The sequence below is a fragment of the Kitasatospora sp. NPDC001527 genome, assembly GCF_040298605.1.
Lineage (GTDB): Bacteria > Actinomycetota > Actinomycetes > Streptomycetales > Streptomycetaceae > Kitasatospora.
Map to the genome: position 1 here is coordinate 107,964 of NZ_JBEPAM010000011.1, position 23,581 is coordinate 131,544.

Annotated in this window: 23 protein-coding genes and 1 pseudogene; 10 read left to right on the forward strand and 14 right to left on the reverse strand. The window is 74.9% G+C overall.

Features of this window, described 5'->3' with window-relative positions; all coding sequences use genetic code 11:
- Positions 1–5: 5 nt before the first annotated feature.
- The 5 genes from ABT238_RS14580 to ABT238_RS14600 form a co-directional block, all read right to left on the reverse strand.
- Positions 6–1,724, reverse strand: a complete 1,719-nt coding sequence (locus ABT238_RS14580) for an ABC transporter family substrate-binding protein (protein ID WP_350563338.1) — start codon at positions 1,722–1,724, stop codon at positions 6–8.
- Between the two features lie 115 nt (positions 1,725–1,839).
- Complete coding sequence (locus tag ABT238_RS14585) at positions 1,840–4,083, reverse strand: hypothetical protein (protein ID WP_350757613.1); 2,244 nt, start codon at positions 4,081–4,083, stop codon at positions 1,840–1,842.
- A gap of 238 nt (positions 4,084–4,321) precedes the next feature.
- Positions 4,322–4,774 carry a DUF6113 family protein gene (locus tag ABT238_RS14590; protein ID WP_350757616.1) on the reverse strand — a complete coding sequence of 151 codons (453 nt, stop codon included), beginning with the start codon at positions 4,772–4,774 and terminating at the stop codon, positions 4,322–4,324.
- On the reverse strand, positions 4,771–5,697 hold the full coding sequence (gene mshB, locus ABT238_RS14595) for an N-acetyl-1-D-myo-inositol-2-amino-2-deoxy-alpha-D-glucopyranoside deacetylase (RefSeq protein ID WP_350757619.1): 927 nt from the start codon (positions 5,695–5,697) through the stop codon (positions 4,771–4,773). The genes ABT238_RS14590 and mshB overlap by 4 nt, the downstream gene beginning before the upstream one ends.
- Before the next feature lie 51 nt (positions 5,698–5,748).
- On the reverse strand, positions 5,749–5,943 hold the full coding sequence (locus ABT238_RS14600; protein ID WP_344344199.1) for a DUF2304 family protein: 195 nt from the start codon (positions 5,941–5,943) through the stop codon (positions 5,749–5,751).
- Positions 5,944–6,168: 225 nt separating this feature from the next.
- On the opposite strand from ABT238_RS14600, the gene ABT238_RS14605 reads away from it, so the two are divergent.
- Both ABT238_RS14605 and ABT238_RS14610 read left to right on the forward strand, forming a co-directional pair.
- Positions 6,169–8,337 (forward strand): S9 family peptidase, encoded by a 2,169-nt coding sequence (locus ABT238_RS14605; RefSeq protein ID WP_350757621.1) that lies wholly within the window; start codon positions 6,169–6,171, stop codon positions 8,335–8,337.
- Positions 8,338–8,581: 244 nt separating this feature from the next.
- The gene (locus ABT238_RS14610) at positions 8,582–8,794 is read left to right on the forward strand and encodes a hypothetical protein (RefSeq protein WP_350563348.1); all 213 of its coding nucleotides are present in this window, start codon (positions 8,582–8,584) and stop codon (positions 8,792–8,794) included.
- A gap of 206 nt (positions 8,795–9,000) precedes the next feature.
- Here ABT238_RS14610 and ABT238_RS14615 read toward each other — a convergent pair whose 3' ends face one another.
- The gene (locus ABT238_RS14615; protein WP_350757625.1) at positions 9,001–9,840 is read right to left on the reverse strand and encodes a GNAT family N-acetyltransferase; all 840 of its coding nucleotides are present in this window, start codon (positions 9,838–9,840) and stop codon (positions 9,001–9,003) included.
- Positions 9,841–9,967: 127 nt separating this feature from the next.
- On the reverse strand, positions 9,968–10,915 hold the full coding sequence (locus ABT238_RS14620) for a MerR family transcriptional regulator (protein WP_350757628.1): 948 nt from the start codon (positions 10,913–10,915) through the stop codon (positions 9,968–9,970).
- Positions 10,916–11,013: 98 nt separating this feature from the next.
- On the opposite strand from ABT238_RS14620, the pseudogene ABT238_RS14625 reads away from it, so the two are divergent.
- Positions 11,014–11,460, forward strand: a pseudogene (locus ABT238_RS14625) (response regulator); the annotation flags it as partial.
- Positions 11,461–11,480: 20 nt separating this feature from the next.
- On the opposite strand, the gene ABT238_RS14630 reads toward ABT238_RS14625, so the two are convergent.
- Complete coding sequence (locus tag ABT238_RS14630; protein WP_350757631.1) at positions 11,481–12,362, reverse strand: transglutaminase family protein; 882 nt, start codon at positions 12,360–12,362, stop codon at positions 11,481–11,483.
- A gap of 67 nt (positions 12,363–12,429) precedes the next feature.
- Complete coding sequence (locus ABT238_RS14635; protein WP_502891431.1) at positions 12,430–13,476, reverse strand: GNAT family N-acetyltransferase; 1,047 nt, start codon at positions 13,474–13,476, stop codon at positions 12,430–12,432.
- A 130-nt stretch (positions 13,477–13,606) separates the two neighbouring features.
- On the opposite strand from ABT238_RS14635, the gene fdxA reads away from it, so the two are divergent.
- Together fdxA and dapC are read left to right on the forward strand one after the other, a co-directional pair.
- Positions 13,607–13,933, forward strand: a complete 327-nt coding sequence (fdxA, locus tag ABT238_RS14640; protein WP_030061559.1) for a ferredoxin — start codon at positions 13,607–13,609, stop codon at positions 13,931–13,933.
- Positions 13,934–13,953: 20 nt separating this feature from the next.
- Complete coding sequence (gene dapC / locus ABT238_RS14645; protein WP_350563358.1) at positions 13,954–15,117, forward strand: succinyldiaminopimelate transaminase; 1,164 nt, start codon at positions 13,954–13,956, stop codon at positions 15,115–15,117.
- 77 nt (positions 15,118–15,194) lie between these two features.
- Here dapC and ABT238_RS38790 read toward each other — a convergent pair whose 3' ends face one another.
- Together ABT238_RS38790 and ABT238_RS14655 are read right to left on the reverse strand one after the other, a co-directional pair.
- The gene (locus ABT238_RS38790) at positions 15,195–15,980 is read right to left on the reverse strand and encodes a hypothetical protein (protein WP_502884204.1); all 786 of its coding nucleotides are present in this window, start codon (positions 15,978–15,980) and stop codon (positions 15,195–15,197) included.
- 302 nt (positions 15,981–16,282) lie between these two features.
- The gene (locus ABT238_RS14655) at positions 16,283–17,314 is read right to left on the reverse strand and encodes a VldE C-terminal domain-containing protein (RefSeq protein ID WP_350757637.1); all 1,032 of its coding nucleotides are present in this window, start codon (positions 17,312–17,314) and stop codon (positions 16,283–16,285) included.
- A gap of 136 nt (positions 17,315–17,450) precedes the next feature.
- Between ABT238_RS14655 and dapE the strand changes: the two genes are divergently transcribed.
- Positions 17,451–18,524: a succinyl-diaminopimelate desuccinylase gene (dapE, locus tag ABT238_RS14660; protein WP_350563362.1), complete on the forward strand. Its 1,074-nt coding sequence runs from the start codon at positions 17,451–17,453 to the stop codon at positions 18,522–18,524.
- 99 nt (positions 18,525–18,623) lie between these two features.
- On the forward strand, positions 18,624–19,433 hold the full coding sequence (locus ABT238_RS14665) for an LOG family protein (protein WP_350757641.1): 810 nt from the start codon (positions 18,624–18,626) through the stop codon (positions 19,431–19,433).
- A gap of 42 nt (positions 19,434–19,475) precedes the next feature.
- Here the strand turns inward: ABT238_RS14665 and folP are convergent, their stop codons facing one another.
- A complete protein-coding gene (gene folP, locus ABT238_RS14670) occupies positions 19,476–20,288 on the reverse strand; it encodes a dihydropteroate synthase (protein ID WP_350563471.1) in 813 nt (270 codons plus the stop codon).
- 156 nt (positions 20,289–20,444) lie between these two features.
- On the opposite strand from folP, the gene ABT238_RS14675 reads away from it, so the two are divergent.
- Together ABT238_RS14675 and ABT238_RS14680 are read left to right on the forward strand one after the other, a co-directional pair.
- Entirely contained in the window at positions 20,445–20,882 is a 438-nt protein-coding gene (locus ABT238_RS14675; RefSeq protein WP_350563366.1) for a DivIVA domain-containing protein, read from the forward strand.
- Positions 20,879–21,472 carry a DNA-3-methyladenine glycosylase I gene (locus ABT238_RS14680; RefSeq protein WP_350563368.1) on the forward strand — a complete coding sequence of 198 codons (594 nt, stop codon included), beginning with the start codon at positions 20,879–20,881 and terminating at the stop codon, positions 21,470–21,472. Before ABT238_RS14675 ends, ABT238_RS14680 begins: the two co-directional genes overlap by 4 nt.
- A 12-nt stretch (positions 21,473–21,484) precedes the next feature.
- On the opposite strand, the gene ABT238_RS14685 is transcribed toward ABT238_RS14680, so the two are convergent.
- Positions 21,485–22,285, reverse strand: coding sequence for an enoyl-CoA hydratase-related protein (locus ABT238_RS14685; protein ID WP_350563370.1), 801 nt, complete (start codon positions 22,283–22,285; stop codon positions 21,485–21,487).
- Between the two features lie 298 nt (positions 22,286–22,583).
- Between ABT238_RS14685 and ABT238_RS14690 the strand changes: the two genes are divergently transcribed.
- Positions 22,584–22,751, forward strand: a complete 168-nt coding sequence (locus tag ABT238_RS14690; protein WP_014137929.1) for a DUF3117 domain-containing protein — start codon at positions 22,584–22,586, stop codon at positions 22,749–22,751.
- Positions 22,752–22,845: 94 nt separating this feature from the next.
- Here ABT238_RS14690 and ABT238_RS14695 read toward each other — a convergent pair whose 3' ends face one another.
- A complete protein-coding gene (locus ABT238_RS14695) occupies positions 22,846–23,478 on the reverse strand; it encodes an O-methyltransferase (RefSeq protein WP_350563473.1) in 633 nt (210 codons plus the stop codon).
- Between the last annotated feature and the right edge of the window lie 103 nt (positions 23,479–23,581).

The window sequence follows — 23,581 nt, forward strand, 5'->3', positions numbered from 1 at the left end:
GGAGGTCACTTCTGGTAGCCGACGTTCTCCCAGACGATGTCGGACAGGCCCTGGGCGCCGATGTTGGCGAGCTCGGCGCGGGCGCCGAACAGCTGCGGGCGCTGGTAGAGCGGCAGCACCCCGGCCACCTTCCACAGCTCGCCGTCGGCCTGGTTGATGGCCTCGAAGGTGCTGGCCGCGTCGGTCGCCGCGGCCGCCCGGTCGAACGCGGCGTCGACCGCGGGGCTGCCGGTCTGGGAGTGGTTGGTGCCGCCGTTCTGGGCGAAGTTGGTCCGGTTGCCGCTGGCCGGGAACGGCGTGCCGAGCAGCGAGTAGGCGGTGATGTCGAAGTCCCGCCGGTTGACGTACCTGTCGAAGAACTCGTTGGGGTTGGCGGTGACGGTGGTGACCTTGATCCCGACGTCCTTGAGCATCCCGGTGGCGACGGCGGCCTCGTTCTGGGCCTGGGTGACGCCGGCCGGGATGACCATCCGCAGGTTGAGCTCCTTGCCGTCCTTGCGGCGGACGTCGCCGTCGAGCTTCCAGCCGGCCGCGTCGAGCTTGCGGGCCGCCTCGGCCGGGTCGTAGCGGCTGAGGCCGAGGGAGTTGTCCCGGTAGGCGTTCTGGTTGGACACCAGCAGGTGGTTGTTGAGGGTCACGGTGGGCCAGTCGAGCCCGGCCAGGTCGGAGCGGGTGATGGCGTCCCGGTTGATCGCCTGGAAGAGCGCCTGGCGGACGGCCGGGTCGGTGAGCGCGGGGCTGCGGCTGTTCAGCGTGAACTGCCGGAAGTCGGGCCCGCCGGCCCGCCGGACGGCGGCGCCCGGGGTGCTGCGGATCAGCTGGTAGCCGGCCACGTCCGGGCCGTTGTTGAACAGGTCGATCTCGCCCTTGTTGAAGGCGGCGGCCATCGCGTTGGGCAGGATGACGCGGAAGACGATCCGGTCCAGCAGCGGCTTGTCGCCCCACCAGGCCGGGTCGGCGACCAGGGTGACGGTCTGCGCGGCCCGGTCCATCCGCTCCACCTTGAACGGGCCCGCGGTGACCGGGACGGCGTCCAGGTAGGAGGTGTTGAACAGCTCCGGCGTGGCGATCCTACTGGCCGGCAGCAGCGGCGCGTTGGCGGCGCCGTTGAACATCGACTGCCACTCGGAGTACGGCCGCTCGAAGGTCATCACGGCCTGGAAGTCGTCCTTGCCGCGCTCGACCGAGGAGACCTGCTCGAAGCCGGTGCTGCTGGCCGCCCGGTACGCCGGGTCCTTGCCGTTCAGCGCCCGCCAGTTGGCCTCGATGTCGCGCCAGGTGATCGGGGTGCCGTCGGACCAGCGGGCCCTGGGGTTCAGCGTCCAGACCACGACCTGCCGGCCGTCCCGCTGCTCGGCGCGCGCGTCCTGCAGGTAGGCCGGGTTGGGGGTCTGGGTGCCGGCCGCGTCGGAGCGGAAGAAGGTCGGCAGCAGCGGCTTGGTGACGGCGATGGTGGAGGACTCGGCGCCGTCGGTCTGGATCGGCGACCACTGGCTGGAGTACTGGGGAACGGCGATGCGCAGGGTGCCGCCCTGGCGCAGTTCGGCGCGCTCGTGCGGGTTGATGTCGACGGCGGTGAGCTTGGGGCTCTCGACGGCGCTCGGCAGGGCGCGGGCGCCGCCGTCGGAGCCGTCGCCGGGGGCACAGGAACAGAGCGTCAGCGAGAGCGAGACGGCGGTGAGACCGGCGATCAGGGCCGTGCGGCGGTACAGGGGGCGGCCCATGGTGGTTCTCCCGGGACGGATGCGGCGGACGACAGGCGACACATCTTGCTGACCGGGGAGCGCGGTTGTCGAGGGGCGGGCCCGGATCGGGCCCGCCCCGTCGGTAACGGTTCGGTCAGACCGGGAACTTGTAGGTGCGGTCCCGGTCGCCGGTCTTGTCCAGCAGCGCGGTGATCTGGTCCGCGACGTCCTGCGGGGTGATCGGGACGAGCTGGCCGTTCTTCTTGGTCTTCACCTTGTCGAAGCCGCCGGCGGCCAGCTGGCGGCCGAGCGCGTCGAGGTCCCACTTGGGCACGAACTTGCCGTTGGCGTCCGGCACGAGGGTGAGGGCCACGGCGGCGGTCTTCGGGCCGAAGTCGAACTTCTTGGTGCCGGCCGTGATGTGGATCTGGCCGTTCACCGCGGACTTGCCGAGGGTGTCCGCGGCGCCCTGGAGGGCCTGCGCGGAGGTCTTCGGCTGGGCGGCGGTCACCGCCAGCGCGACGGGCTGTTCGGGCTTGCCCGCGGCGCGGTCGCGGTAGGCCGCGTCGACCAGGTCGACGGCGGCGGCGGAGTCCAGCGCCTGCCCGGCCTTGCCGGGGACGACGACGGGCTCGCCGCTCTCGGAGAACTTGACGTAGCCCTCCTGGAGGCCCTGCCCGGTGCCGCCGGCCAGCGCCTCCAGCGCGGACTTGAGCTTGGCCCGGTCGACCTTCACCTCCGGCGGCACCGCCTTCTCGTCGCCCTTGAGCGACTTGAGGACGTCCACCGGGCTGTAGGAGTGCTCGGCGAGCTTGTCGACGGTGGCCGTGGTGTCGAAGGCGAGACCGGCGGCGGTCGGGTCGAGGTCCATGGTCTGCTCGCCGACCTTCAGCTTGACCGGCTGCTGGCCGGCCTTGCCGACGCTCTCGTCGAGCTGGTGGATGGCCTGGTCGCGGCTGCTGCCGCCGATGTCCGTGCCGAGCACCACGGTGCCCTTGGGGACGTCGGACTGGTTCAGCATCAGCCCGGTGCCGTAGGCGGCGGCGCCGAGGAAGCCCAGCCCGACGACGGCGTAGGTGGCGAGCTTGACCAGCTTCTTGGCGGCGCTCGGCTTGGGCTTGGCGGCCGGCGCGGGCTTGGGCGCGGGCTTGGCGGCGGGCTCCGGCCGCTGCGGGCCGGACGGGCCGTCCGCCGCGGGTGCGGTGGCGGCCGGGGCGGCGGGCGCGTCCTCGGGGTGCGGGCGGGCGGTCTGGAAGGGGTCGGCGGGCTCGCCCTGGCGGCCGGGGGCGCCGGGGAAGAGGCCGCCCGGGGCGGCCGGGGCGCCGTGGGCGCCGGCGGCGGGCGGGCGCTGGGCGGCGAACGGGTCGGCACCGGCCGGGGCGCCGGGGAAGAGCCCGGGCTGCGGGGGGCCGCCCGGTGCGGCGGCGCCGGCGGGCGCGCCGGGTATGGGCGCGGCCGGGGCGTCGTCGCGGATCGGGGCGAAGCCGTCGACCGAGGTGTCCTCGGGGCTCGGCGTACCGGGCCCGCCGGGGACCGGGGGCTGCTGGACGGCGAAGGGGTCGGCGGGCGCGAACGGGTCGGCCGGGGCGAACGGGTCGGCCGGGACCGGCGGGGCGAACAGCTCGGTGGTGGTGTCGGCGTAGACGCCGGCCTCGTCGGCGGGCAGCTCCGGCGCCGCGCCGTACGGGGAGGCGGGCACGCCGTTCGGGGGCGGTGCGGGGGCCTGGGCCTGGGCGGGCACCGGGCGGCCGTTGGCGCGGGCCGCACCGGGGGCGGCCGCGGCGGGCCGCCCGGTCTGCGGGCGCTCGGCCTGCGGACGGGCGCCGTTGGCCCGGGCGGCGCCGCGCTGCGGGCCGGCGGGGGCCGGGGCTGCGGCGCCCGCGGCGGCGGCCGGTACCGGGGCGGTGCCCTCGGCGGCCGGGCCCTTCTTCTGGCGCGGGCGGAACCACGCGCCGGTCGACTCCGCCTCGGAGGTGGCCGGCGGGATCTGCCACTCCGGCGGCAGGTTCGGCGGGGTGCCGCGGGTGCCGCCGTCCATCACGCCGAGCACCGGGGAGGCGGGCGCGGCGGAGCGGTGCCGGGGGCCGGCCGGCTCGGCGGCGGGCGCGGGCGTGTCCTCGCCGCCGTCGTCCTCGTTCTTGACGGTGCTGCGGACCACCACCGGCGGGATCGGGCGCGAGCCGGGGATGTTGATCCGGACCCGGGTGGTGAGGGTGGTCTCGGTCTTGGGGCCCTCGTCCTCGCCCTCCGGAGCCGAGCCCTTGGCGGCGCCGGTGCCGCCCGTGCGGTCGCCGCCGGGGAAGCCCGGTGTGCCGTAGGGCGGGGTGCCCGACGGGTAGGCGTCCGGGCCCGTGCGCCGAGGCGTCGGGTGGGCGTTGTCAGATTCGCGGCTGCTCAATGCTGCTCTGCTCCGGGTTCGCGGGCCGGGCCGTCGGGGCGCGACCGCGGTTCGTCGGCGCCGGGCCTGGCGGGCGGCGTCGGGTACGGCGTTCTGCGGCACCACCATACTGGGAAGAACCGACCGGTGAACCGGTTCGGAGAGATCCCGATACGTCCGGTTCCTCCGGTATGAGAGTACGACCGGGCGGTGCTGACTGCCCGTCGTACCCGCCACCGTACGCGGGTGCCCGCCCGGGTCAGCGCGGCGGGCCCGCCACCCCGGGGAACCAGCCGGCGCGGGTCGGCAGGGTGGCGCAGATCACGCCCAGGATCGAGCCGGCGAACAGCCAGGCGAGCGACGTGGCATTGGTCCACAGCACGTTGTCCCCCTCCGGGCGGGGGACCATCACCAGCAGCAGGGCCAGGAACCAGCCGCCCGCCGGGACGGCGGCGCCGAGCCGGGTGCCGGTCACCCGCAGGCCGCCGTAGAAGGTCGCGGCCGTGGCGGCGAGCGCCAGCAGGACCCCCACGGGCGGCCACAGGGCCTGCACGAACGCTCCGCACACCGATACCGCGAAGCCCAGCGGGAAGAGCAGGACATACGCCGCGATCCGTGCGGCGCGCGGCGGCTGGGGCTCCTTCAGCCGCTCGTCGCGGGTGCCGAGGACGGACGCCGCGACGGAGCGGCGCGCGGGGGCGGGCGGGGTCATCGGGCACGCTCCTCGGAGGTCGCGGCGGGGGCGTCGGGGGCGGTGTCCAGGCCGGCGAACAGGTCGTCCTCCGGCAGCCGCGGCCCGGCCTGGCCGCGCACCAGCTGGTAGTACTCGGTGGTGAGCAGGGGCTGGCCCAGGTGGTTGGAGAGCGCGAAGAACGCGCCGGTGGGGTCCACGGTGATCTGGGTGGCGTGCGCGGCCATCGCGGCGGCCTTGCGGCCGGCGTACGCGGTGCCGTCCAGCACGGTGGTGACCAGCTCGTCGTCCACCACCCCGGGCACGTCGGCGGGCTCGGCGACGCCCGGGAACGGCGCCTTCGCGGCGGTCCCGGCCAGGCCCCGCACGATCACCGACCGGGGCACCCGGTTCCAGTAGACCTTGGCGATCCGCCAGGCCGGGCCCAGCTCGGGCCGGTAGGCCGGGTCGGCGGCCAGTTCGTGGGCGCGCATCGCGACCCGGTGCGCCTGGATGTGGTCGGGGTGCCCGTAGCCGCCCTGCTCGTCGTAGGTGACCAGCACCTGCGGGCGCACCTCGCGGACCACCGCCACCAGCCGGCCGGCCGCCTCGTCCACGTCGGCCCGCCAGAAGCAGTCCGGCGCGTCGTTGTCGGGCGCGCCCATCATCCCGGAGTCGCGGTAGCGGCCCGGGCCGCCGAGGAAACGGACGTCGGAGACCCCGAGCGCGGCCATCGCCTCCGTCAGCTCTCCGATCCGGTACGCGCCGAGGGTGTCGTCCCGATCCGCCGTCAGGTGGGCCAGCTCCGGCGGGATCACCTCGCCGCCCTCGCCGAGGGTGCAGGTCACCAGGGTGACGCGGGCGCCCTCGGCGGCGTAGCGGGCCATCGTGGCGCCGTTGTTGATCGACTCGTCGTCGGGGTGCGCGTGCACCAGGAGCAGGCGGCGGCCGGTGGTCGGGGTCATGGGAGGAAGCCTAACGACCGGCGCGCCGGCCCGGTGACCGTACGCCCCGGGTCAGAGCCGCAGGCCGTTGATCATCCCGGCGAGGTTGCTGGTGACCTGGCTGATCGAGGGGGCGATGGAGCTGGACGCCAGGTAGAAGCCGAGCAGCGCGCAGACGATCGCGTGCGCGAGCTTCAGGCCCGAGCGGCGGATCAGCACCACCACGATGACCAGCATCAGCATGGCGGCGGAGATGGACAGGGCCATGGCGGCTCACACTCCTCGGGGCCTGACGATCACTCGGGACCAGTCATACCCGAAGAGTGAGGTCGTCATGACGCTGGGTGAGTCCGCATGCCCCGGGGCACGGTGGCATCCGTGGGGCGCATGGGCCGGTCGGAGGGGGTGCGGGACCCGTCCGGGCGTACTTGCGGCCGATGCTCCGAACGAGTGATCACCATCGGCCCACCCCGGGTCGTAGGGTCTGGTGCCATGACCACCCACACCTCAGCGGACACTTTCCCGAGGCAGTACGCGCGCACCCTGCGCTACACCGTCGGCGCCCCCCGGTCGTTCTCCGTCGCACCCGACGGGTCCCGGGTCGTCTTCCTGCGCTCGTCCTCCGGCAGCGACCGCGCCAACCTGCTCTGGACCCTCGACACCGCCACCGGCGAGGAGCGGATCGCCGCCGACCCGGCCGCGCTGCTCGGCGGCGGCGAGGAGGACCTCTCCCCGGCCGAGAAGGCCCGCCGCGAGCGCAGCCGCGAGGGCTCGGCCGGCATCGTCGGCTACGCCCTGGACGGCGCCGGCCGCACCGCCGCCTTCGCCCTCTCCGGCCGGCTCTTCGTCGCCGACCTGGCCGCCGGCACCGCCACCGAGCTGCCCGCCGAGGGCCCGCTGCTCGACCCCCGTCCCTCCCCGGACGGCACCCACGTCGCGTACGCCACCACCTCCGGCGAGCTGCGGCTCTCCCGGACCGACGGCACCGGCGACCGGGTCCTCGCCGCGCCCGACGGGCCCAACGTGACGTGGGGCCAGGCCGAGTTCATCGCCCAGGAGGAGATGTCCCGCGACCGCGGCTACTGGTGGTCCCCGGACAGCGACCGGCTGCTGGTCGAGCGGGCCGACGACAGCCCGGTCGACCGCTGGTGGATCGCCGACCCGGCCAACCCGGACCGCGAGCCCGCCGAGGTCGCCTACCCGGCCGCCGGCACCGCCGACGCCGAGGTCGGCCTCTGGCTGCTCGGCCTGGACGGCGGCCGCACCGAGGTGGTCTGGGACCGCGCGGCCTTCCCCTACCTGGCCCGGGTGCACTGGTCCAAGGGCGGCGTGCCGCTGCTGCTCGTCCAGTCCCGCGACCAGCGCGTCCAGCAGACCCTCGGCCTGGACGTCGCCACCGGCGCCACCGAGCTGCTGCACGAGGAGCGCGACGACGTCTGGCTGGAGCTGTTCCAGGGCGTCCCCGCCTGGACCCCGGACGGCCGGCTGGTGCGGATCTCCGACGAGTCCGGCGCGCGGTCCCTGGTCGTCGGCGACCAGACCGTCACCGGGCCCGACCTGCACCTGCGCTCGGTGCTCGCGGTCACCGCCGAGGAGGTCTTCTTCACCGCCTCCGGCGGCGCCGCCGAGACCGACCCCGAGCCTGGCTGGATCGCCGTCGGCCGGATCGGCCACGACGGCAAGCGGCTCTCCTGGGAGTCCGCCAACGGCCGCCCGTTCACCTCCGTCACCACCGCCGTGCACGCGGCCGGCATCACCGTGCGGGCCACCGCCGAGCCCGACCTGCCCGGCACCCTGGTACAGGTGGCCCGGGACCTGCCGGAGGGCGTGGTGGTGGACGACGTCGCCGTGATCGCCTCGCACGCCGAGACCCCGGTGATCACCGCCCGTCCGGTGTTCCGCTTCGCCGGCGAGCGCCGCATCCCCGCCGCGGTCTTCCTGCCCACCGGCTACGACCGGGAGCGGGACGGCCTGCTGCCCGTCCTGATGGACCCCTACGGCGGCCCGCACGGCCAGCGCGTCGTCCAGGCGCACAACCCGCACCTCAACTCGCAGTGGTTCGCCGACCAGGGCTTCGCGGTCGTCGTCGCCGACGGCCGGGGCACCCCCGGGCGCGGGCCGGCCTGGGAGAAGTCGATCCACCACGACTTCGCCGGGGCCACCCTGGACGACCAGGTCGACGCGCTGCGGGCGCTCGCCGGGGAGTTCCCGCTCGACCTCGACCGGGTCGCCATCCGCGGCTGGTCCTACGGCGGCTACCTCGCCGCGCTCGCCGTGCTGCGCCGCCCGGACGTCTTCCACGCGGCGGTCGCGGGCGCGCCGGTCACCGACTGGCGGCTGTACGACACCCACTACACCGAGCGCTACCTGGGCCACCCGGCCGAGCACCCCGAGGTGTACGACGGCAACTCGCTGACCGGCTACGCGGCCGGGCTGGAGCGCCCGCTGATGATCATCCACGGCCTCGCGGACGACAACGTGGTGGCCGCGCACACCCTGCGGCTGTCCTCGGCGCTGCTCGCCGCCGGGCGCCCGCACACCGTGCTGCCGCTCTCCGGCGTCACCCACATGACGCCGCAGGAGGAGGTCGCGGAGAACCTGCTGCTGCTCCAGGTCGACTTCGTGAAGAAGTCGCTCGGCATCCGAGCCGCGGCGCGCTGAGGAGGGGGAGCGGGGCCGGATCAGGGTGCCCGGGCCCGCGGACGAGCGGTGCCGGGGCGTTCCCGTCCCGCTCCCCCTTGGCCGCGTGTACCCGCACGGGGTCGATCTGTCCGGCCTCGACGTGCGCTCCACGCTAGCGGGCGGGTCCGACAGCCGCAGGTCCGTGCGTCCGGCACGACGGATGCCATGCCGGACGCACGACGGCGGCCACTGCCGCCGCACCCGGGCCCGGCGGGACCCTGAGGTGGACCAGCACGGCACGGACGCCGGCAGGGACGAGGCGGCGCGGGCGCAGGTCGCCGACATCGAGAAGGCCGCCCGGCAGTCGCTGATCGACGCCTGGCCGGGCCTGGCTCCCGAGGAGGCGGGCGCGCCGGCCTGGGCGCTGCGCGAGGCGGTCACCGACGTCGTGCGGCACGGCGAGAGCGCCACGGTCTGCACGGTGCCGACCTCCTGAACGGCCGGTCCGGGGCTGGTCCGGGGCTGGTCCGGGCGGAGGAACTCCGCGCCCCGCCCGCGACGGCGTGGCGCCGCCGATCCCGCCCGGGGGCAGCATGACGGGCATGCCGAAGCCTGTCGTGGCGGTGCTCGTCGTGCTGCTGCTCGCCCTGATCCCGTGCGCCGCCTTCACAGAGGCCGGCGGCCCCGCCACGGGGACCGCCCCTACCGGCGTTCGAACCGGGCCCGCCGGCTCACCCCGGTGAACCCCAGCCCCCGGAACAGGGCCGCGGACGCCGGGTTGTTCACGTTCACGTCCAGGAACACCTCCGCGTCCCCCGCCGCCCGCAACCGCGCCAGCGCCGCCGCCGCGAGCGCCCGGCCGAGCCCGCGCCGCCGCCAGGCGGGCACGGCCCCGAGCTGGACGAGGAACCCCTCGGCGCACACCACGAAGCCGACCGGCGCACCGGCGGCGTCCCGGGCGAGCAGCGAGGCGTCGGGCCGGAAGTCGTCCTCGACCAGCCAGCTCACCCACTGCTCCAGCGTCAGGCCGGGGTACCCCGGCCGGTCCGCGAACGACGCGCAGTACGCCTGGTAGAACGCCCCCCGGGTCTCCTCGCCCCACTCCTCCACCCGGATCCCGTCCGGCAGGGCGGCCTGTTCCGGCGGCACCTCGGGCCCCAGCCGGAACACGTCCTCGGCGAACACCTGCCGCAGCCCCCGCGCGTGGAACAGTTCCTCGGCGGCGGGCGTCAGCGCCTCCGTCTCCACCTGGACGACGGTCTCCGCCGCCGTCATCAGCCGGTCCAGCAGTTCCCCGCCGAGCCCCCGGCCCCGGAAGTCCGGGTCCACCGCCCCCACCAGCGACCAGCGGTGGGCGTAGGGGCGCGCCGCCCCGCAGGCCACCAGCCGGCCCTGCTCGTACGCCCCGATCCGGACGGTCCCCGGCCCGTCGTACCGCCGGTTGACGAAGGAGGGCTCGCCGGTCACCGGCAGCCCCCCGTCCGCCGCCAGGCACCGCCGCACCACGCCCAGGACCGCCCCCAGCTCGCTGTCCGGAAGCACTTCCCGCCACTCCACGCCCATCCCCGCCCGCCTCCCGCTCGGCTCCTTCCGGCATGCCATCTCGAAAGCCGGCCGGGCGCAAGCGGGTTGTCGGGGCGCGGAGCGGGGAGCCGGCCCGTCCGACCTCCTACTCCAGCGAGGCCCGCAGGGCGGCGGTGAACCAGTCGACGACGTCACGGAGGCTCTCCGGGCGGGGCCAGCCGTTGATGGTGGCCAGGAGGTGCCAGTAGCGCTCGGCGCGGGGGTCGTCGGCGGTCTCGACGCGTTCGAGGATCCAGGCCCGCAGCGCGGCGTCGTCGGGGCGGCCGAAGGTGTCGGCGTAGGCGGCGGTGAGCGAGTCGAGGACGGGCGCGGCGGCGGGGGCGCCGGGGGCGACGCCCTCGGCGAGGGCGGCGGTGACGGTGCCGCGGACGGTCTCGGAGAGGGCGGCGTGCAGGCCGGTGTCGTCCCCCGCGGCCCGTTCGGCGGCCTGGTGGACGGCCATCCGGCGGACCGCGGCGCGGAAGTCGTCGTCCTGCACGAGTTCGCCCAACTCCACCCAGGCGTCGATCTGTTCGACGGTCGGCTCGTCGGGCAGCTCCGGCATGGCGGCACGCATCATCGCGACGAACTCCGGGTTGGCGTCCAGGCCGCCGAAGGTGGCGTCGATGAAGTCGTGGACCAGGCGCCGACGTTCGGCGTCGGACAGTTTCGCGAGCTGGTGCATGCGTCTCGTCTCCTCGGTCGTGGGGCCGCGTTCGGCGATCGCCCGCAGCACCGTCCGGCGCAGCCGGAGCGTGCGGATCTGCACGTCCAGCGCGTCGGCGTGTGCGGCGGCCACCTCGCGCAGCGGGGCGGAACGGTCCAGCACCCGGCGGACCGTGGCCAGGTCGAGGCCCAGTTCCCGCAGGGTGCGGACCAGGTCGAGCCGGGCCAGGGCGTGCACGTCGAAGCGGCGGTAGCCGGCCGGCGTGCGGGTGGTGGGCGGGACGAGCCCGGTGTCGGCGTAGAAGCGGACGGCCTTCACCGTCAGCCCGGTGCGCCGGGCCAGCTCACCGATGGAATACAGCGTGGTGTGGAGCTCGTCGTCCCGCATGGCCCCAGCCTGTCGTCTCCCCCGGGGGGAGACTCAAGGGGCGCCGCGCGCGGGCCGCGCGGCCGTGGTGGCGGGGGCGCGCCGCAGGGCCGGGCGCCATGAGCGACGTTCGGAACGACCGGCCCTCCGTGCGGGTGCCGCTGGCGGAGGACCAGGGGATGGTCCGGGCGGCGCCGCCCGGGCTGGAGGAGGACAACGACGTCGTCGCCCAGGTGGGGCGCGGGGACGAGGTGGTGGACGCCGCGATCGCGCACGACGTGCGGGTGGCGGTGCTGGACATCGAGATGCCGGGGATGACCGGCATCGAGGCGGCGGCGGCGCTGCGCGAGCGGCGGCCGCAGACCAGGGGTGGTGATCGCGACGACCTTCGGCCGCCCCGGCTACCTGCGGCGGGCGATGGAGTCGGGCGCGGACGCCTTCCTGGTGAAGGACGCGCCGGGCGCCCGCACCTGTCCGAGGGGACGGTGGGCAACTACCCGTCGATGGCGATCCAGAAGACCGGGGCCCGCAACCGCACCGAGGCGGTCCGGATCGCCGCGAGAAGGGCCGGCTGCAGGGGCGGCCCTCAGTTCAGCCGGTGGCGGGCGGCCCGGGCCTCCTGGCGGACCTTGGCGGCGGTGTCCGGGTCGAAGGCGTCCAGGATCTCCGCGTACTCGTCCATCTCGCCCGCCCCGCCCAGGAAGTCTCCGGTGCGCACCAGCAGTTCGGCGCGTTCGAGGCGGAGCTGGGCGGGGTGGCGGGGGAGCAGCAGGGCGAGTTCGGTGGCCCACAGCTGGGTGCGGGCGTGCTCCGGACGGTCGGCGGCCCAGGCCCGGATGTTGCCGAGCACCCGCAGCACGACGTCCAGCGGCTGGGCGGGCATGAGCAGCTCGGGGGCGAACTCGTGCCCGCCGGCGCGCACCAGCCGGGCCACGTCCTCGAGGTCGAGCAGCCGGCCGCCGTGGAACGGGTCGGCCAGGACGTACTCCTCGCCGCCGGCGGGCCCGCCGACCGCGACGATGAAGTGGCCGGGCAGCGCGATGCCGTGCACGGTGAGCCCGGCCCGCCGGGCGACGGCCGACCAGACCAGGGCGAGCATGATCGGCAGCCCGCGCCGGCGGCGAAGCACGTCGGGCAGCAGCGAGGACTCCAGCCGCCGGTAGTCGGACTGCCGCCCGTGGAACCGCTCGCGCCCGCCGAGGACGGCGGCCAGCAGCGCCGCGGTCTCCTCGGGCCCGGCCGGGGCCCGCTCGGCGACGGCGAGCCGGACGGCGGCCGCGTGCCGCTCCAGGGCCGCCGAGCAGGCGGCGAGCAGGGCGTCGACGGAGGGCGGGCCCTGGAGGTCCTCCGGATCCCCCGGGTCGGGGGCGGGGGTGTGCTCGGCGGCAGCGAGCAGGCAGAGCAGCACCGGATCGGGGTGCTCGGCCCGGGCCTCGGTCCGGAAGCGTGCTCTGCTCTGCTCGGTCACGGCGGTGGCGGCGGCTTTCGTAGGGCGGACGGACAGGCGGTTCCGGGGCGGACGGTTCCGGGGCGTCCTACCCCTGCGGCAGGAGCGCGTAGTGGTAAGTGTGACTGGTCGTGAAGCCCAGGCGGTCGTAGAGCGCGATCGCCCCGGCGTTCTCCGCCTCCACCTGCAGGTAGGCGCCGCTCGCGCCCTCCTCGGCGGCCCGGGCGGCGAGCACCGCCATCACCGCGGTGGCCAGGCCGCGGCGGCGGGCCCACGGAGCCACCTCGATGGCGCCGAAGCAGGCCCACGGTCCGTCGACGGCGCAGCGGCCGGCGGCCAGCACGGGCGGGGTGCCGTCGCCCTCGGTCCGGCAGCCGTCGGTGTCGTGCACGGTCGCGAACCAGACCGAGGGGCCGCCGTGGATCACCGTGCGGGCGGCCCGCTCCACGGCCGGGTCGTCGGTCACCCGGCGGTAGAGCGACATCCAGTCGGCGGAGGCGGTCCGCGCCAGCCGCACCCGGTCGCGCCCGGCCCGGTCGCCGAGCCGGCTGAGCGGTGCCAGCTCGGCCACCCGGACCAGGGTCGGCGAGTACGCCGCGCCCAGCCTGTCCAGCTCGGCGCGCAGCGGCTCGGGCGAGCCGGGGGTGCTGACCTCCACCCAGGCCGGCAGCCCGCGCGCCGCGTACCACCCGCGCGCGGTGGTGAGCGCCTCGTCCAGGGGCACTCCGGGGTCGCCGAGCGCCTGTACGGAGTTGGCGCGCCGGGTGAACCCGGAGGAGGCGCGCAGCGTCCAGGCGCCCAGCGGCTCCTGCTCGACGGCGGGCCAGCCGCGGGCGGCGATCCGCTGGAGCTCGGCCGGGCCGGCGGCCGGCAGCGGTGCGCGCCGGGCCGGGAAGAGCGGCACGGCCTTGCCCGCGACCAGCAGCTTCTCGTCGAAGGAGACCGGATCGCCGGCCCGCGGCACCACGGTGAGTCCGGATCCGTCCCAGGATGCGAGCACCCCGATCACATCGCGGAACACTGGCCGGTTGTCGTCGGCGAACCCGGCGAGCCGCCGCACGGAGACCCTGCGGCCCACGTCGGAGCGATCTATCCGGACCTCCGGACGGTCCTGAACCGGCCCTTCGGCGGTCATCTGGGCACCTCCTGTGCATTTGCGGTCTCCGACCCGCGATACTAGGGGCGGGCATCGACGACGCCGCGCTCACCCGCGCACGCGAGAAAACAGAATGGGCCGCCGAGCCCTTCCGAGGAGGAACGACAGCGTGACCTACGTCATCGCGCAGCCTTGTGTCGACGTCAAGGACAAGGCGTGCATCGAAGAGTGCCCGGTTGACTGCATCTACGAGGGCGAGCGATCGCTCTACATCCACCCGGATGAGTGTGTCGACTGTGGCGCTTGTGAGCCGGTCTGCCCGGTCGAGGCGATCTTCTACGAGGACGACACGCCGGAGGAGTGGAAGGACTACTACAAGGCGAACGTCGAGTTCTTCGACGACCTCGGCTCGCCCGGCGGTGCCTCGAAGCTCGGCCTGATCGAGCGCGACCACCCGTTCATCGCCGCTCTGCCGCCGCAGAACGCCGACCACTGACGACTGGTGGCAACTGAGCTGTGAGTACCAAGAACAGCACGCACGCGCCGTTCCCGGGTCACCCGGGGGCGGCGCGCCGCGTTTCCGACCTGCTGCCGGTCTTCCCCTGGGACAAGCTGGAGCCGTACAAGGCGACCGCGCTGGCCCACCCCGGCGGGCTCTGCGACTTCTCCGTCGGCACGCCGGTCGACCCGGTGCCCGAGGTGATCCAGAAGGCGCTCGCCGCGGCCACCGACACGCCCGGCTACCCGACCGTCTGGGGCCCGCTGGAGCTGCGCGAGGCGATCGCCGGCTGGCTGCACCGCCGGCTCGGGGCCGAGATCGGCCCGCAGGCCGTCCTGCCGACGGTCGGCTCCAAGGAGCTGGTCGCCTGGCTGCCGACCCAGCTGGGCCTCGGCCCCGGCGACCAGGTCGCCTATCCGCGGCTGGCCTACCCGACGTACGAGGTGGGCGCGCGGCTGTGCGGCGCCGAGCCGGTCGAGTACGACTCGGTGGACGAGCTGGACGGCTCCCGGGTGCGCCTGCTGTGGGTCAACTCGCCGTCCAACCCGACCGGGCGGGTGCTCGGCGCGGACGAGCTGCGCCGCACGGTGGCGTGGGCGCGCGAGCACCGGGTGCTGCTGGTCAGCGACGAGTGCTACCTGGAGCTCGGCTGGGAGGCCGAGCCGGTCTCGGTGCTGCACCCCGGGGTGTGCGGCGAGGGCGGCCACGAGGGCCTGCTCGCGGTGCACTCGCTGTCCAAGCGCTCCAACCTGGCCGGCTACCGCGCGTCCTTCGTGGCGGGCGACCCGGTGGTGGTCAGGGAGCTGCTGGAGGTGCGCAAGCACGGCGGCATGATCGTGCCGGCCCCGGTGCAGGCGGCGACGGCGGCCGCGCTCGGGGACGACGCGCACGTGGCCGAGCAGCGGGAGCGGTACGCGGCCCGGCGGGCGGCGCTGCGCGGGGCGCTGGAGGCCTACGGCTTCCGGATCGAGCACTCCGAGGCCAGCCTCTACCTGTGGGCGACCCAGGACCGGCCGTGCTGGGAGACGGTGGCCGAGCTCGCCGGCCTGGGCATCCTGGTCGCGCCGGGGGACTTCTACGGTCCGGCGGGCGGCCGGTTCGTGCGGGTCGCGTTCACCGCGACCGACGAGCGGGTCGCGGCGGCCGTGGAGCGGCTGCGCGCGGCGGCCGCCGCCCGGTAGTCCGCGGGCGCACGAGCGCGCGAGGGGCCGGTGTCCGGATTTCCGGACACCGGCCCCTCGCCGTGGTGCGGGTGGGCTCAGCCGATCGGCAGGCCGTTGAGGGAGCCGCCGTTGACGCCGCCCAGCAGGCCGCTCAGCGGGCCGAGCGCGCTCGTGAGGCCGGACAGGCCGTTCAGCGGGCTGTTCGGTCCGAGGTCGGCGCCGCCGAGGCGGTTGGCCGACCCGTGCTCGGCGAGGCCGAGCACGTCGGCGCCGGGCAGGCCGGCCGGCAGCGCCCGGGTGACCGAGCCGAGCGGCAGCGCGTCGGTGACCGTGGAGGTGCTGGGGATGGCCTGGGCGACCCCGCTGGCACCCGGCACGGCGTTGGTGATCGCGCCGGTCTCGGCGAGCCCGCCGACCGGGCTGAGGCCGGCGTGCGCGCTGCGCTGCGGGGCGGCACTGTGCCCGGTGACGGCCTCGCCGAGCTTGCCGGCCAGGGCCCGGGCGACCTTCGGGGTCACGCCGGCGAGCTGGCCGGTGGTGGCGGCGGTCTGGTCGACCGGCGCGGTCAGCGAGCTGGCCTTCTCGTTCGCCTCGGGGAGCTGCTGGGCGACGATGCTGCCGGTCGCGTCGGCGGCGGCGGGCACGCCCGCGGCGACGGTGGCGGCACCGGTGTCGCCGGCCGCCTGGCCCAGCTGGTGGGTGGTGTGCTGCAGGGTGGATCCCGCGTCGGTGTTGGTCAGCTGGCCGAGCGGGGCGGCGAGGTCGCCCTTGGGCAGCAGGGCGTCTGCGGCGGACGCGGAGCCGGCCGCGACCAGCGGGGTCGCGCCGGCCGCCACGAGCAGCGCGGCCTGGGCGATCCGGCGCGTGAGGGGGTGAGACATGGGGCTCCTCGGAGGGGTCTGGGTCCGTCCCGTCCGCCGGGCGGACGACACTGTTACCGCTTGAGAAGCCAGAAGGTTGCGGGCCGTGCAAGGAAAGCGTCGGGCCGATCGTCGGATGGTCGGACGCATCGGGCACCGCGCCGGGCATCCGGCCGGGGGCGCGGGCCCGTGACGGGCCAAGGGGAGTGACGGTTCTGCGCCCCGCCCGCCCGGGCCGGGCCGCCGTCCACCGGGGTTGACGCGAATCACCCGGGTGGCGGCAACCCGGACACCAGTGCGTCAACGGCCCCGGCGCACCGGTTTCAGCTCTTGGCGGGGGCGGCCAGCGAGACCAGTACCAGCTTGGCCGACGTGCCGGTCGGCTGCGGCTTCCAGCCGTCCTCGGACTTCGCCTTCCGCCAGATCCTCCCGTCGTACGCGACCGTCTCGATGCCCAGCTTCTGGGCCTGCGTCACCGCCCAGTGCGCCACCGCCCAGCCGTTCTGCCGCTCGGCGTCCGGGCCGGAGTCGGTGGACGCGGTCGGGTCCGGGGTCAGCGAGACGGCGTTCTCCGCGCCCTTGATCGTGGAGGTGTAGCCGGTGGCCGGGGTCACCGTGCGGCCGAACTCGCGGCGCACCCGGTCGCTCAGCACCTGGGCCCGGTCCGGGCGGGCCGCCGTCGCGGCACCGGTGGCGGGCGCGGCCCCGGCCGGGGCGGCCGGCGAGGCGCTCTCCTCGTCGGTGTCCGGCTCGGCGAAGTCGTGCACCACGCAGTTCAGCGAGGCCGCCTCGCGGCCGGTCAGCGCGGAGGCCAGCAGGGTCGCCTTGGTCTCGTGCTTGGCGTAGGCCTGCGGGTAACCGCTCTTCTGCACCTGCTGGGCGGCGTCGGTCAGCGGCAGCCGGGTGTAGCCGGGCACCTTGACCAGGCCGTCCAGGAACTTGTTGGTCGCGTAGACCGGGTCCATGATCTGCTGCACGGTGCCCCAGCCCTGCGAGGGCCGCTGCTGGAACAGGCCCACCGAGTCCCGGTCGCCGCCGGTCAGGTTGCGGATCTTGGACTCCTGCATCGCGGTGGCCAGCGAGATGGTCACCGCCCGGTCCGGCAGGCCGCGGGAGTGCGCGACGGCGGAGATGGTCGCCGCGTTGGCCGCCTGCGGCAGCTCCAGGGTGCCCTCGCCGGCCGGCGTCTTCACCGAGCAGCCCTCGGGGGTCAGCAGCTTGGTGTCGCGCAGCCAGAACAGCGCCACCGCGACCACCGCCAGCACCAGCAGCCCGACCAGCACGACCCTCAGCGGCCCGCGGCGCCGCCGTGGCGCCGCGCCCCCGCCACCGTCGCCGCCCTCTCGCTCCGCCACCGCCGCCCCTCTCACCGAGCACGTCCGAACCGACACCGTACCCACTCGGACGGATGTGCGGTGACAGCCGGTTGCCGTTCGGACTGTCACAGCCGTGCGACATCCCGCGGCCCGGGCGGGACTAGGCTGGGCAACCATGAGCAGCCCGAAGACGCCCCTGGACCTCACCCTCGACGGCGGCGCGCTGACCGCCCAGCTGGTCGACTTCCCCTCCGTCAGCGGCGACGAGCAGGCGCTCGCCGACGCCATCGAGGCCGCCCTGCGGGCCTACCCGCACCTGACCGTCGACCGGTACGGCAACAACGTGGTCGCCCGCACCGGCCTCGGCCGCGCCGAGCGCGTCGTGCTGGCCGGCCACATCGACACCGTGCCGATCGCCGACAACGTGCCCTCCTGGGTCGAGGGCGACCTGCTCCACGGCTGCGGCACCTCGGACATGAAGTCCGGCGTCGCCGTCCAGCTGCGGCTCGCGGCCACCCTGCCCGAGCCCAACCGGGACCTCACCTTCGTCTTCTACGACTGCGAGGAGGTGGAGGCCCACCGCAACGGCCTCGGCCACCTCGCCCAGGCCCACCCCGACTGGCTGGCCGCCGACTTCGCGGTGCTCATGGAGCCCAGCGGGGCGGTCGTCGAGGGCGGCTGCCAGGGCACCCTGCGCGCGCAGGTCCGGCTCGGCGGCGTCCGCGCCCACTCGGCCCGCGGCTGGCTCGGCGACAACGCCATCCACAAGGCCGGCGAGGTGCTGCGCCGGCTCTCCGAGTACCGGGCGCGCCGGGTCGAGATCGACGGCCTGGAGTACCGCGAAGGCCTCAACGCGGTGCGCATCGACGGCGGCGTGGCCGGCAACGTCATCCCCGACGAGTGCGTGGTGACGGTCAACTTCCGCTTCGCGCCGGACCGCGACGAGGCCGACGCCGAGAAGCACGTGCGGGAGGTCTTCGACGGCTTCGAGGTCACCGTCACCGACTTCGCCCCGGGCGCGCTGCCCGGCCTGAACCAGCCCGCCGCCCAGGCGTTCCTCGCCGCGACCGGCGGCACCGCCCGCGCCAAGTTCGGCTGGACGGACGTGGCCCGGTTCAGCGCGCTCGGCGTCCCGGCGGTCAACTACGGCCCGGGCGACCCCAACATGGCGCACAAGCGGGACGAGCACTGCTCGCTGAGCGCCATCGCCGCGACCGAGGAGCGGCTGCGCGCCTGGCTGACCGCCTGAGCGGGCCGTCCGGCCGGATACCGGAGGCCATCTTCCGGTTGCCCAACCGACCTTCCACCGTTGCCTGAAAAAGGGGAGGGGCGGGCGTAGGGTTTCGTCATGACAGGCACTGGAGACGAGAAGCGTTACGGGCACGGCCCCGAGCAGGTGGGCGAGCCGCACCCGAAGAAGGCGTGGCCCGAGAAGCAGAAGGGCCCGGTGCTGGTGCGCCGGGACCAGGTCGGCGAGAGCACCACGGACCAGCGCCTGCTGGACACCACCGGTCCCACCGACTGGCTGCACACCGACCCGTGGCGGGTGCTGCGGATCACCTCCGAGTTCGTCGAGGGCTTCGGCGCGCTCGCCGAACTCCCGCCCGCGGTCAGCGTCTTCGGCTCCGCCCGGACCCCGGTCGACTCGCCCGAGTACGCGGCGGGCGTGGCGATCGGCCGGGCGCTGGCGGAGGCCGGCTACGCGGTGATCACCGGCGGCGGCCCGGGCGCGATGGAGGCGGCCAACCGCGGCGCCTCGGACGCCGGCGGGCTCAGCGTCGGGCTCGGCATCGAGCTGCCCTTCGAGCAGGGGCTCAACGAGTTCGTCGACCTCGGGCTGAACTTCCGTTACTTCTTCGTCCGCAAGACGATGTTCGTGAAGTACGCGCAGGGCTTCGTCGTCCTGCCCGGCGGCCTCGGCACGCTGGACGAGCTGTTCGAGGCGCTCACCCTGGTGCAGACGAAGAAGGTCACCCGCTTCCCGGTGATCCTCTTCGGCAGCGCCTACTGGGGAGGGCTGGTCGACTGGCTGCGGAACACCCTGGTCGCGCAGGGCAAGGCGGCCCCGCACGACCTGGAGCTGTTCCACGTCACGGACGAGATCGACGAGGTCATGAAGATCCTCGCCGACGCCCGCCGTCCGGTGACCGAGATCTAGCGCGAGCGCCCCGGAGGCGGGCCGAGCGCCGTCGAGCGGGGCTCAGGCCAGTCCCCGGCGGGCGACCGCCGGGGGGCGGGTGCCGCGGATCGAGGCGACCATGTCCAGCACCTGCCGGGTCTCCGCCACCTGGTGCACCCGGTACACCTGGGCGCCCAGCCAGGCGGAGACCGCCGTGGTCGCCAGCGTGCCGAGCAGCCGCTCGTCCACCGGCTTGTCGAGCGTCTCGCCGACGAAGTCCTTGTTGGACAGCGACACCAGCACCGGGAACCCGGTCGCGGTCATCTCCGGCAGCCGCCGGGTCGCCTCCAGCGAGTGCCGGGTGTTCTTCCCGAAGTCGTGCCCCGGGTCGATGATCACCGCGTCCCGCCGCACGCCCAGCCCCACCGCCCGCTCGGCCAGTCCGACGGTCACCCGCAGGATGTCCGCCATCACGTCCTCGTAGCCGACCCGGTGCGGCCGGGTGCGCGGCTCGGCGCCGCCCGCGTGGGTGCAGACCAGCCCGGCGCCGTGGCGGGCGGCCACCTCGGCCAGCTTCGGGTCCACCCCGCCCCAGGCGTCGTTCAGCAGGTCCGCGCCCACCTCGCAGACCGCCTCGCCGACCTCGTGCCGCCAGGTGTCGACGCTGATCACGGCCTCGGGGTGGCGCTCGCGCAGCTGCGCCACGAACGGCACGGTGCGCCGCAGCTCCTCCTCGACGCTCACCTCGTCGCCCGGGCCGGCCTTCACGCCGCCGATGTCCAGGATCGCGGCGCCCTCGGCCATCGCGCGGTCGGCCGCGGCGAACGCGGCCTCGTCGGCGAAGGTCGCGCCCTTGTCGAAGAACGAGTCCGGCGTCCGGTTGACGATCGCCATGATCACCAGCTCGTCGTCACCGAATTCCCGTGGTCCCAGGCGCAGTGCCACCGATGTCTCCTCCACAGCTGCTGCGAGTGCGATGATGGCCCCCGGCCCATCGGGACCATGATCCCACTCCAGTCGGGGCCGGCCGGAAAATCGGGAGGACCGCTCGTGTTCTGGGTGATCGTGGTGGCCATGGCCGTGGTGGTCGGCGGTGCCGCGCTGGTGGCACTGGGCGGCGGCGGTTCGCTCCCGGAGGCCGTGCAGGACCGCATCTCCGCCCGGCTGCCGCAGGACCGTCCGCTGGGCCAGGGCGACGTCGAGGCGCTGCGCCTGCCGATGGCCGTGCGCGGCTACCGGATGGACGAGGTGGACGACGTCCTCGACCGGCTGGGCGCCGAACTCGCCCACCGCGACGCCCGGATCGCCGAGCTGGAGGCGCTGGCCGCGGTGCGCGGCGCCGTCGAGGCCGGCGAGGGCCCGGAGCACGGCGCCGAGCCGCTGCCCGGCCTGGAGGAGTTCGCCCGGGTCGTCGAGCCCGCCGTCGCGCTCACCAAGACCCCCGCGGCCCCGGGCCCGGAGGACGCCGGGCCCGAGGGGCGGAAGTGAGCGCCGAACCCGGCGGTGCCGTCCTCGGCGCGGACGGGCTGCGCCGCTGCGGCTGGGGCGACTCGGCGGACGACTACCGCGTCTACCACGACACCGAGTGGGGACGCCCGGTGCACGGCGACGACGCGCTGTTCGAACGGGTCTGCCTGGAGGCCTTCCAGTCCGGCCTGTCCTGGATCACCATCCTGCGCCGCCGCGAGGGGTTCCGGGCGGCCTTCGCCGGCTTCAGGATCGCCGAGGTGGCCGGGTTCGGCGAGGACGACGTCGAGCGGCTGCTCGCCGACACCGGCATCATCCGCAACCGGGCCAAGATCGAGGCGGCGATCGCCAACGCCCGGGTCGCCCGCGACCTCGACGGCGGGCTGGACGCGCTGATCTGGCAGTTCGCCGGGGACCCGGACCGGCCGGCGCCCCGCACGCTCGGCGAGGTGCCGGCCGTCACGCCCGAGTCGACGGCGCTGGCCAAGGCCCTGAAGAAGGCCGGCTTCCGGTTCGTCGGCCCGACCACCGCCTACGCGCTGATGCAGGCCTGCGGCCTGGTCGACGACCACCTGGCCGACTGCCACGCGAGGGTCGCCCCCGGGCGGTGATCCTGCGGGGCCCTACCGCCCGAGGTACTTCGGCTTCTCCTTCGCGATGAAGGCGCGGACCGCGATCCGGTGGTCCTCGCTCTCGCCGGCCAGCGTCTGCAGCTCGTCCTCCTTGTCGAGCAGCTCGCTCAGCGAGTGCGAGGCGCCGTACGCCAGCGACTCCTTGATCGCGCCGTAGGCCACCGTCGGGCCCTCGGCCAGCTCCTTGGCGAACACCCGGGCGGCGGCGGCCAGTTCGGCGGCCGGCACGACCTTGGTGGCCAGGCCCAGCTCCATCGCCTCGGCCGCCTTCACGGTGCGCGGCAGCATCAGCAGCTCGGTCGCCCTGGCGTGCCCGACCAGCCGCGGCAGCGTCCAGGACGCCCCGGAGTCGGCGGTCAGCGCGATCCCGGCGAACGCGGTGTTGAAGCCGGCGGTGTCCGCGAGGATCCGGAAGTCGCAGGCGAAGGCCAGCGAGGCGCCCGCGCCGGCCGCCACCCCGCCGACCGCCGCCACCGTCGGCTTGCGCATCCCGGCCAGCGCCCGCAGCAGCGGGTTGTAGTGCTCGGCGACGGTCTTCAGCGCGCCCTCGCCGGTCTCCTCGGCCCGCTTCAGCAGGCCCAGGTGCTCCTTGAGGTCCTGCCCGACGCAGAACGCCCGGTCGCCCGCGCCGGTCAGCAGCACCGCCCGCACCGCCGGGTCCTCGGCGGCGGCGGTCACGGTGTCGCGCAGCGCCACCTTGGTCGCCACGTCCAGCGCGTTCATCGCCTCGGGACGGTTGACGGTGATGACGGCCAGGCCGCCGTCCAGCTCGTACAGCACGGAATCGGACATGGGCGAGGGCTCCCTTGATCGTGATCGGCTCTGATCGTCGCTGCCAGGATGCCGGAGTGCCCGGCCGCCTGGGGAGTGTGAGGTATCGCACCTTTCGGTGCCGTGCGGACCGCCACCGTGCCGGGGCTTATGCCGGAAAATGTGCGGGATTGAGGTGGTCCGGACGAGGTTGCACCGAGAGTGATGTTGGTCATCAGGCCGTGGCATGCGGGATAATGGCTTCCGATCAATGCGTTCGATACCGGCGGTGGACGGACTGCCGGTGCGTAGCTGAGCGGTTGCAGGAAGGGGAACGAGCATGGCGGCCATGAAGCCGCGGACGGGTGACGGCCCGCTCGAAGTCACCAAAGAGGGGCGGGGCATCATCATGCGCGTTCCGCTCGAAGGCGGCGGACGCCTCGTGGTGGAGCTCACGCCTGACGAGGCCGACGCCCTCGGCGAGGCCCTGAAGAAGGCCTGCGGCTGACCGCAGCAGGTGCTCGCCATCTCCTGGAGATGTGCTGCCGGGCCCGGGTACGACCATCGCGTCGGCCCGGGCCCCGTACTTTTCCCGGAACCCGCTAGCGCTTCACGGCGCAGAGCAGTCCGTCCGAGACCGGCAGCAGCGCGGGCAGCAGCGCCTCGCTCTCCCGGACGGCCTGGACCAGGTCCCGGACCGACTGCGTCTGCGGGTCCTGCAGTTCCGGCTCGGCCAGCCGGCCCTCCTGGAAGACGCCCTCGAAGCAGACCATCCCGCCCGTCCGCAGCAGCCGCAGCGACTCCGCCAGGTACTCCCGGGACTCCGCCGGGTCGCCGTCGCAGAACACCAGGTCGTACTGGCCGTCCGCGAGCCGCGGCAGCACCTCCAGCGCCCGGCCCGGTATGAACCGCGAGCGGTTGGCCGCGAATCCGGCCGCCTGGTAGGCCTCCTTGGCCAACTGCTGGCGCACCGGCTCGGAGTCGACGGTGGTCAGCACCCCGTCCGGCCGCATCCCGCGCAGCAGATAGACCCCGGAGACGCCCGTCCCGGTGCCGATCTCGGCCACCGCCTTGGCGTCCAGCGCGGCGGCCAGCAGCCGCAGGCAGGCGCCGCCGCTCGGCCCGATCGCCCGGATCCCGGTCCGCGCCGACTGCGCCCGGGCGTAGGTCAACACCGCGTCCTCGCCGACGTAGGTGTCGGCGAGAGCCGCGCGGGTGGGCCCGAACTCGCTGATGGCTGCCTCTTTCGGAGCCCCGGGTGACGGCCCGGCGCCGAGCGGATGTCGATATTTCCTGCCACAGATTACTGGCCGGACGGGAACCGCGTACGGCGGCGGG

Coding starts and splice junctions, on each gene's coding strand:
- ABT238_RS14580 (WP_350563338.1), bottom strand. CDS start 1,724: ATGGGCCGCCCCCTGTACCGCCGCACGGCCCTGATCGCCGGTCTCACC.
- ABT238_RS14590 (WP_350757616.1), bottom strand. CDS start 4,774: ATGACCCCGCCCGCCCCCGCGCGCCGCTCCGTCGCGGCGTCCGTCCTC.
- mshB (WP_350757619.1), bottom strand. CDS start 5,697: ATGACCCCGACCACCGGCCGCCGCCTGCTCCTGGTGCACGCGCACCCC.
- ABT238_RS14600 (WP_344344199.1), bottom strand. CDS start 5,943: ATGGCCCTGTCCATCTCCGCCGCCATGCTGATGCTGGTCATCGTGGTG.
- ABT238_RS14605 (WP_350757621.1), top strand. CDS start 6,169: ATGACCACCCACACCTCAGCGGACACTTTCCCGAGGCAGTACGCGCGC.
- ABT238_RS14620 (WP_350757628.1), bottom strand. CDS start 10,915: ATGCGGGACGACGAGCTCCACACCACGCTGTATTCCATCGGTGAGCTG.
- ABT238_RS14635 (WP_502891431.1), bottom strand. CDS start 13,476: ATGACCGCCGAAGGGCCGGTTCAGGACCGTCCGGAGGTCCGGATAGAT.
- ABT238_RS38790 (WP_502884204.1), bottom strand. CDS start 15,980: ATGTCTCACCCCCTCACGCGCCGGATCGCCCAGGCCGCGCTGCTCGTG.
- dapE (WP_350563362.1), top strand. CDS start 17,451: ATGAGCAGCCCGAAGACGCCCCTGGACCTCACCCTCGACGGCGGCGCG.
- ABT238_RS14665 (WP_350757641.1), top strand. CDS start 18,624: ATGACAGGCACTGGAGACGAGAAGCGTTACGGGCACGGCCCCGAGCAG.
- folP (WP_350563471.1), bottom strand. CDS start 20,288: ATGGCGATCGTCAACCGGACGCCGGACTCGTTCTTCGACAAGGGCGCG.
- ABT238_RS14685 (WP_350563370.1), bottom strand. CDS start 22,285: ATGTCCGATTCCGTGCTGTACGAGCTGGACGGCGGCCTGGCCGTCATC.
- ABT238_RS14690 (WP_014137929.1), top strand. CDS start 22,584: ATGGCGGCCATGAAGCCGCGGACGGGTGACGGCCCGCTCGAAGTCACC.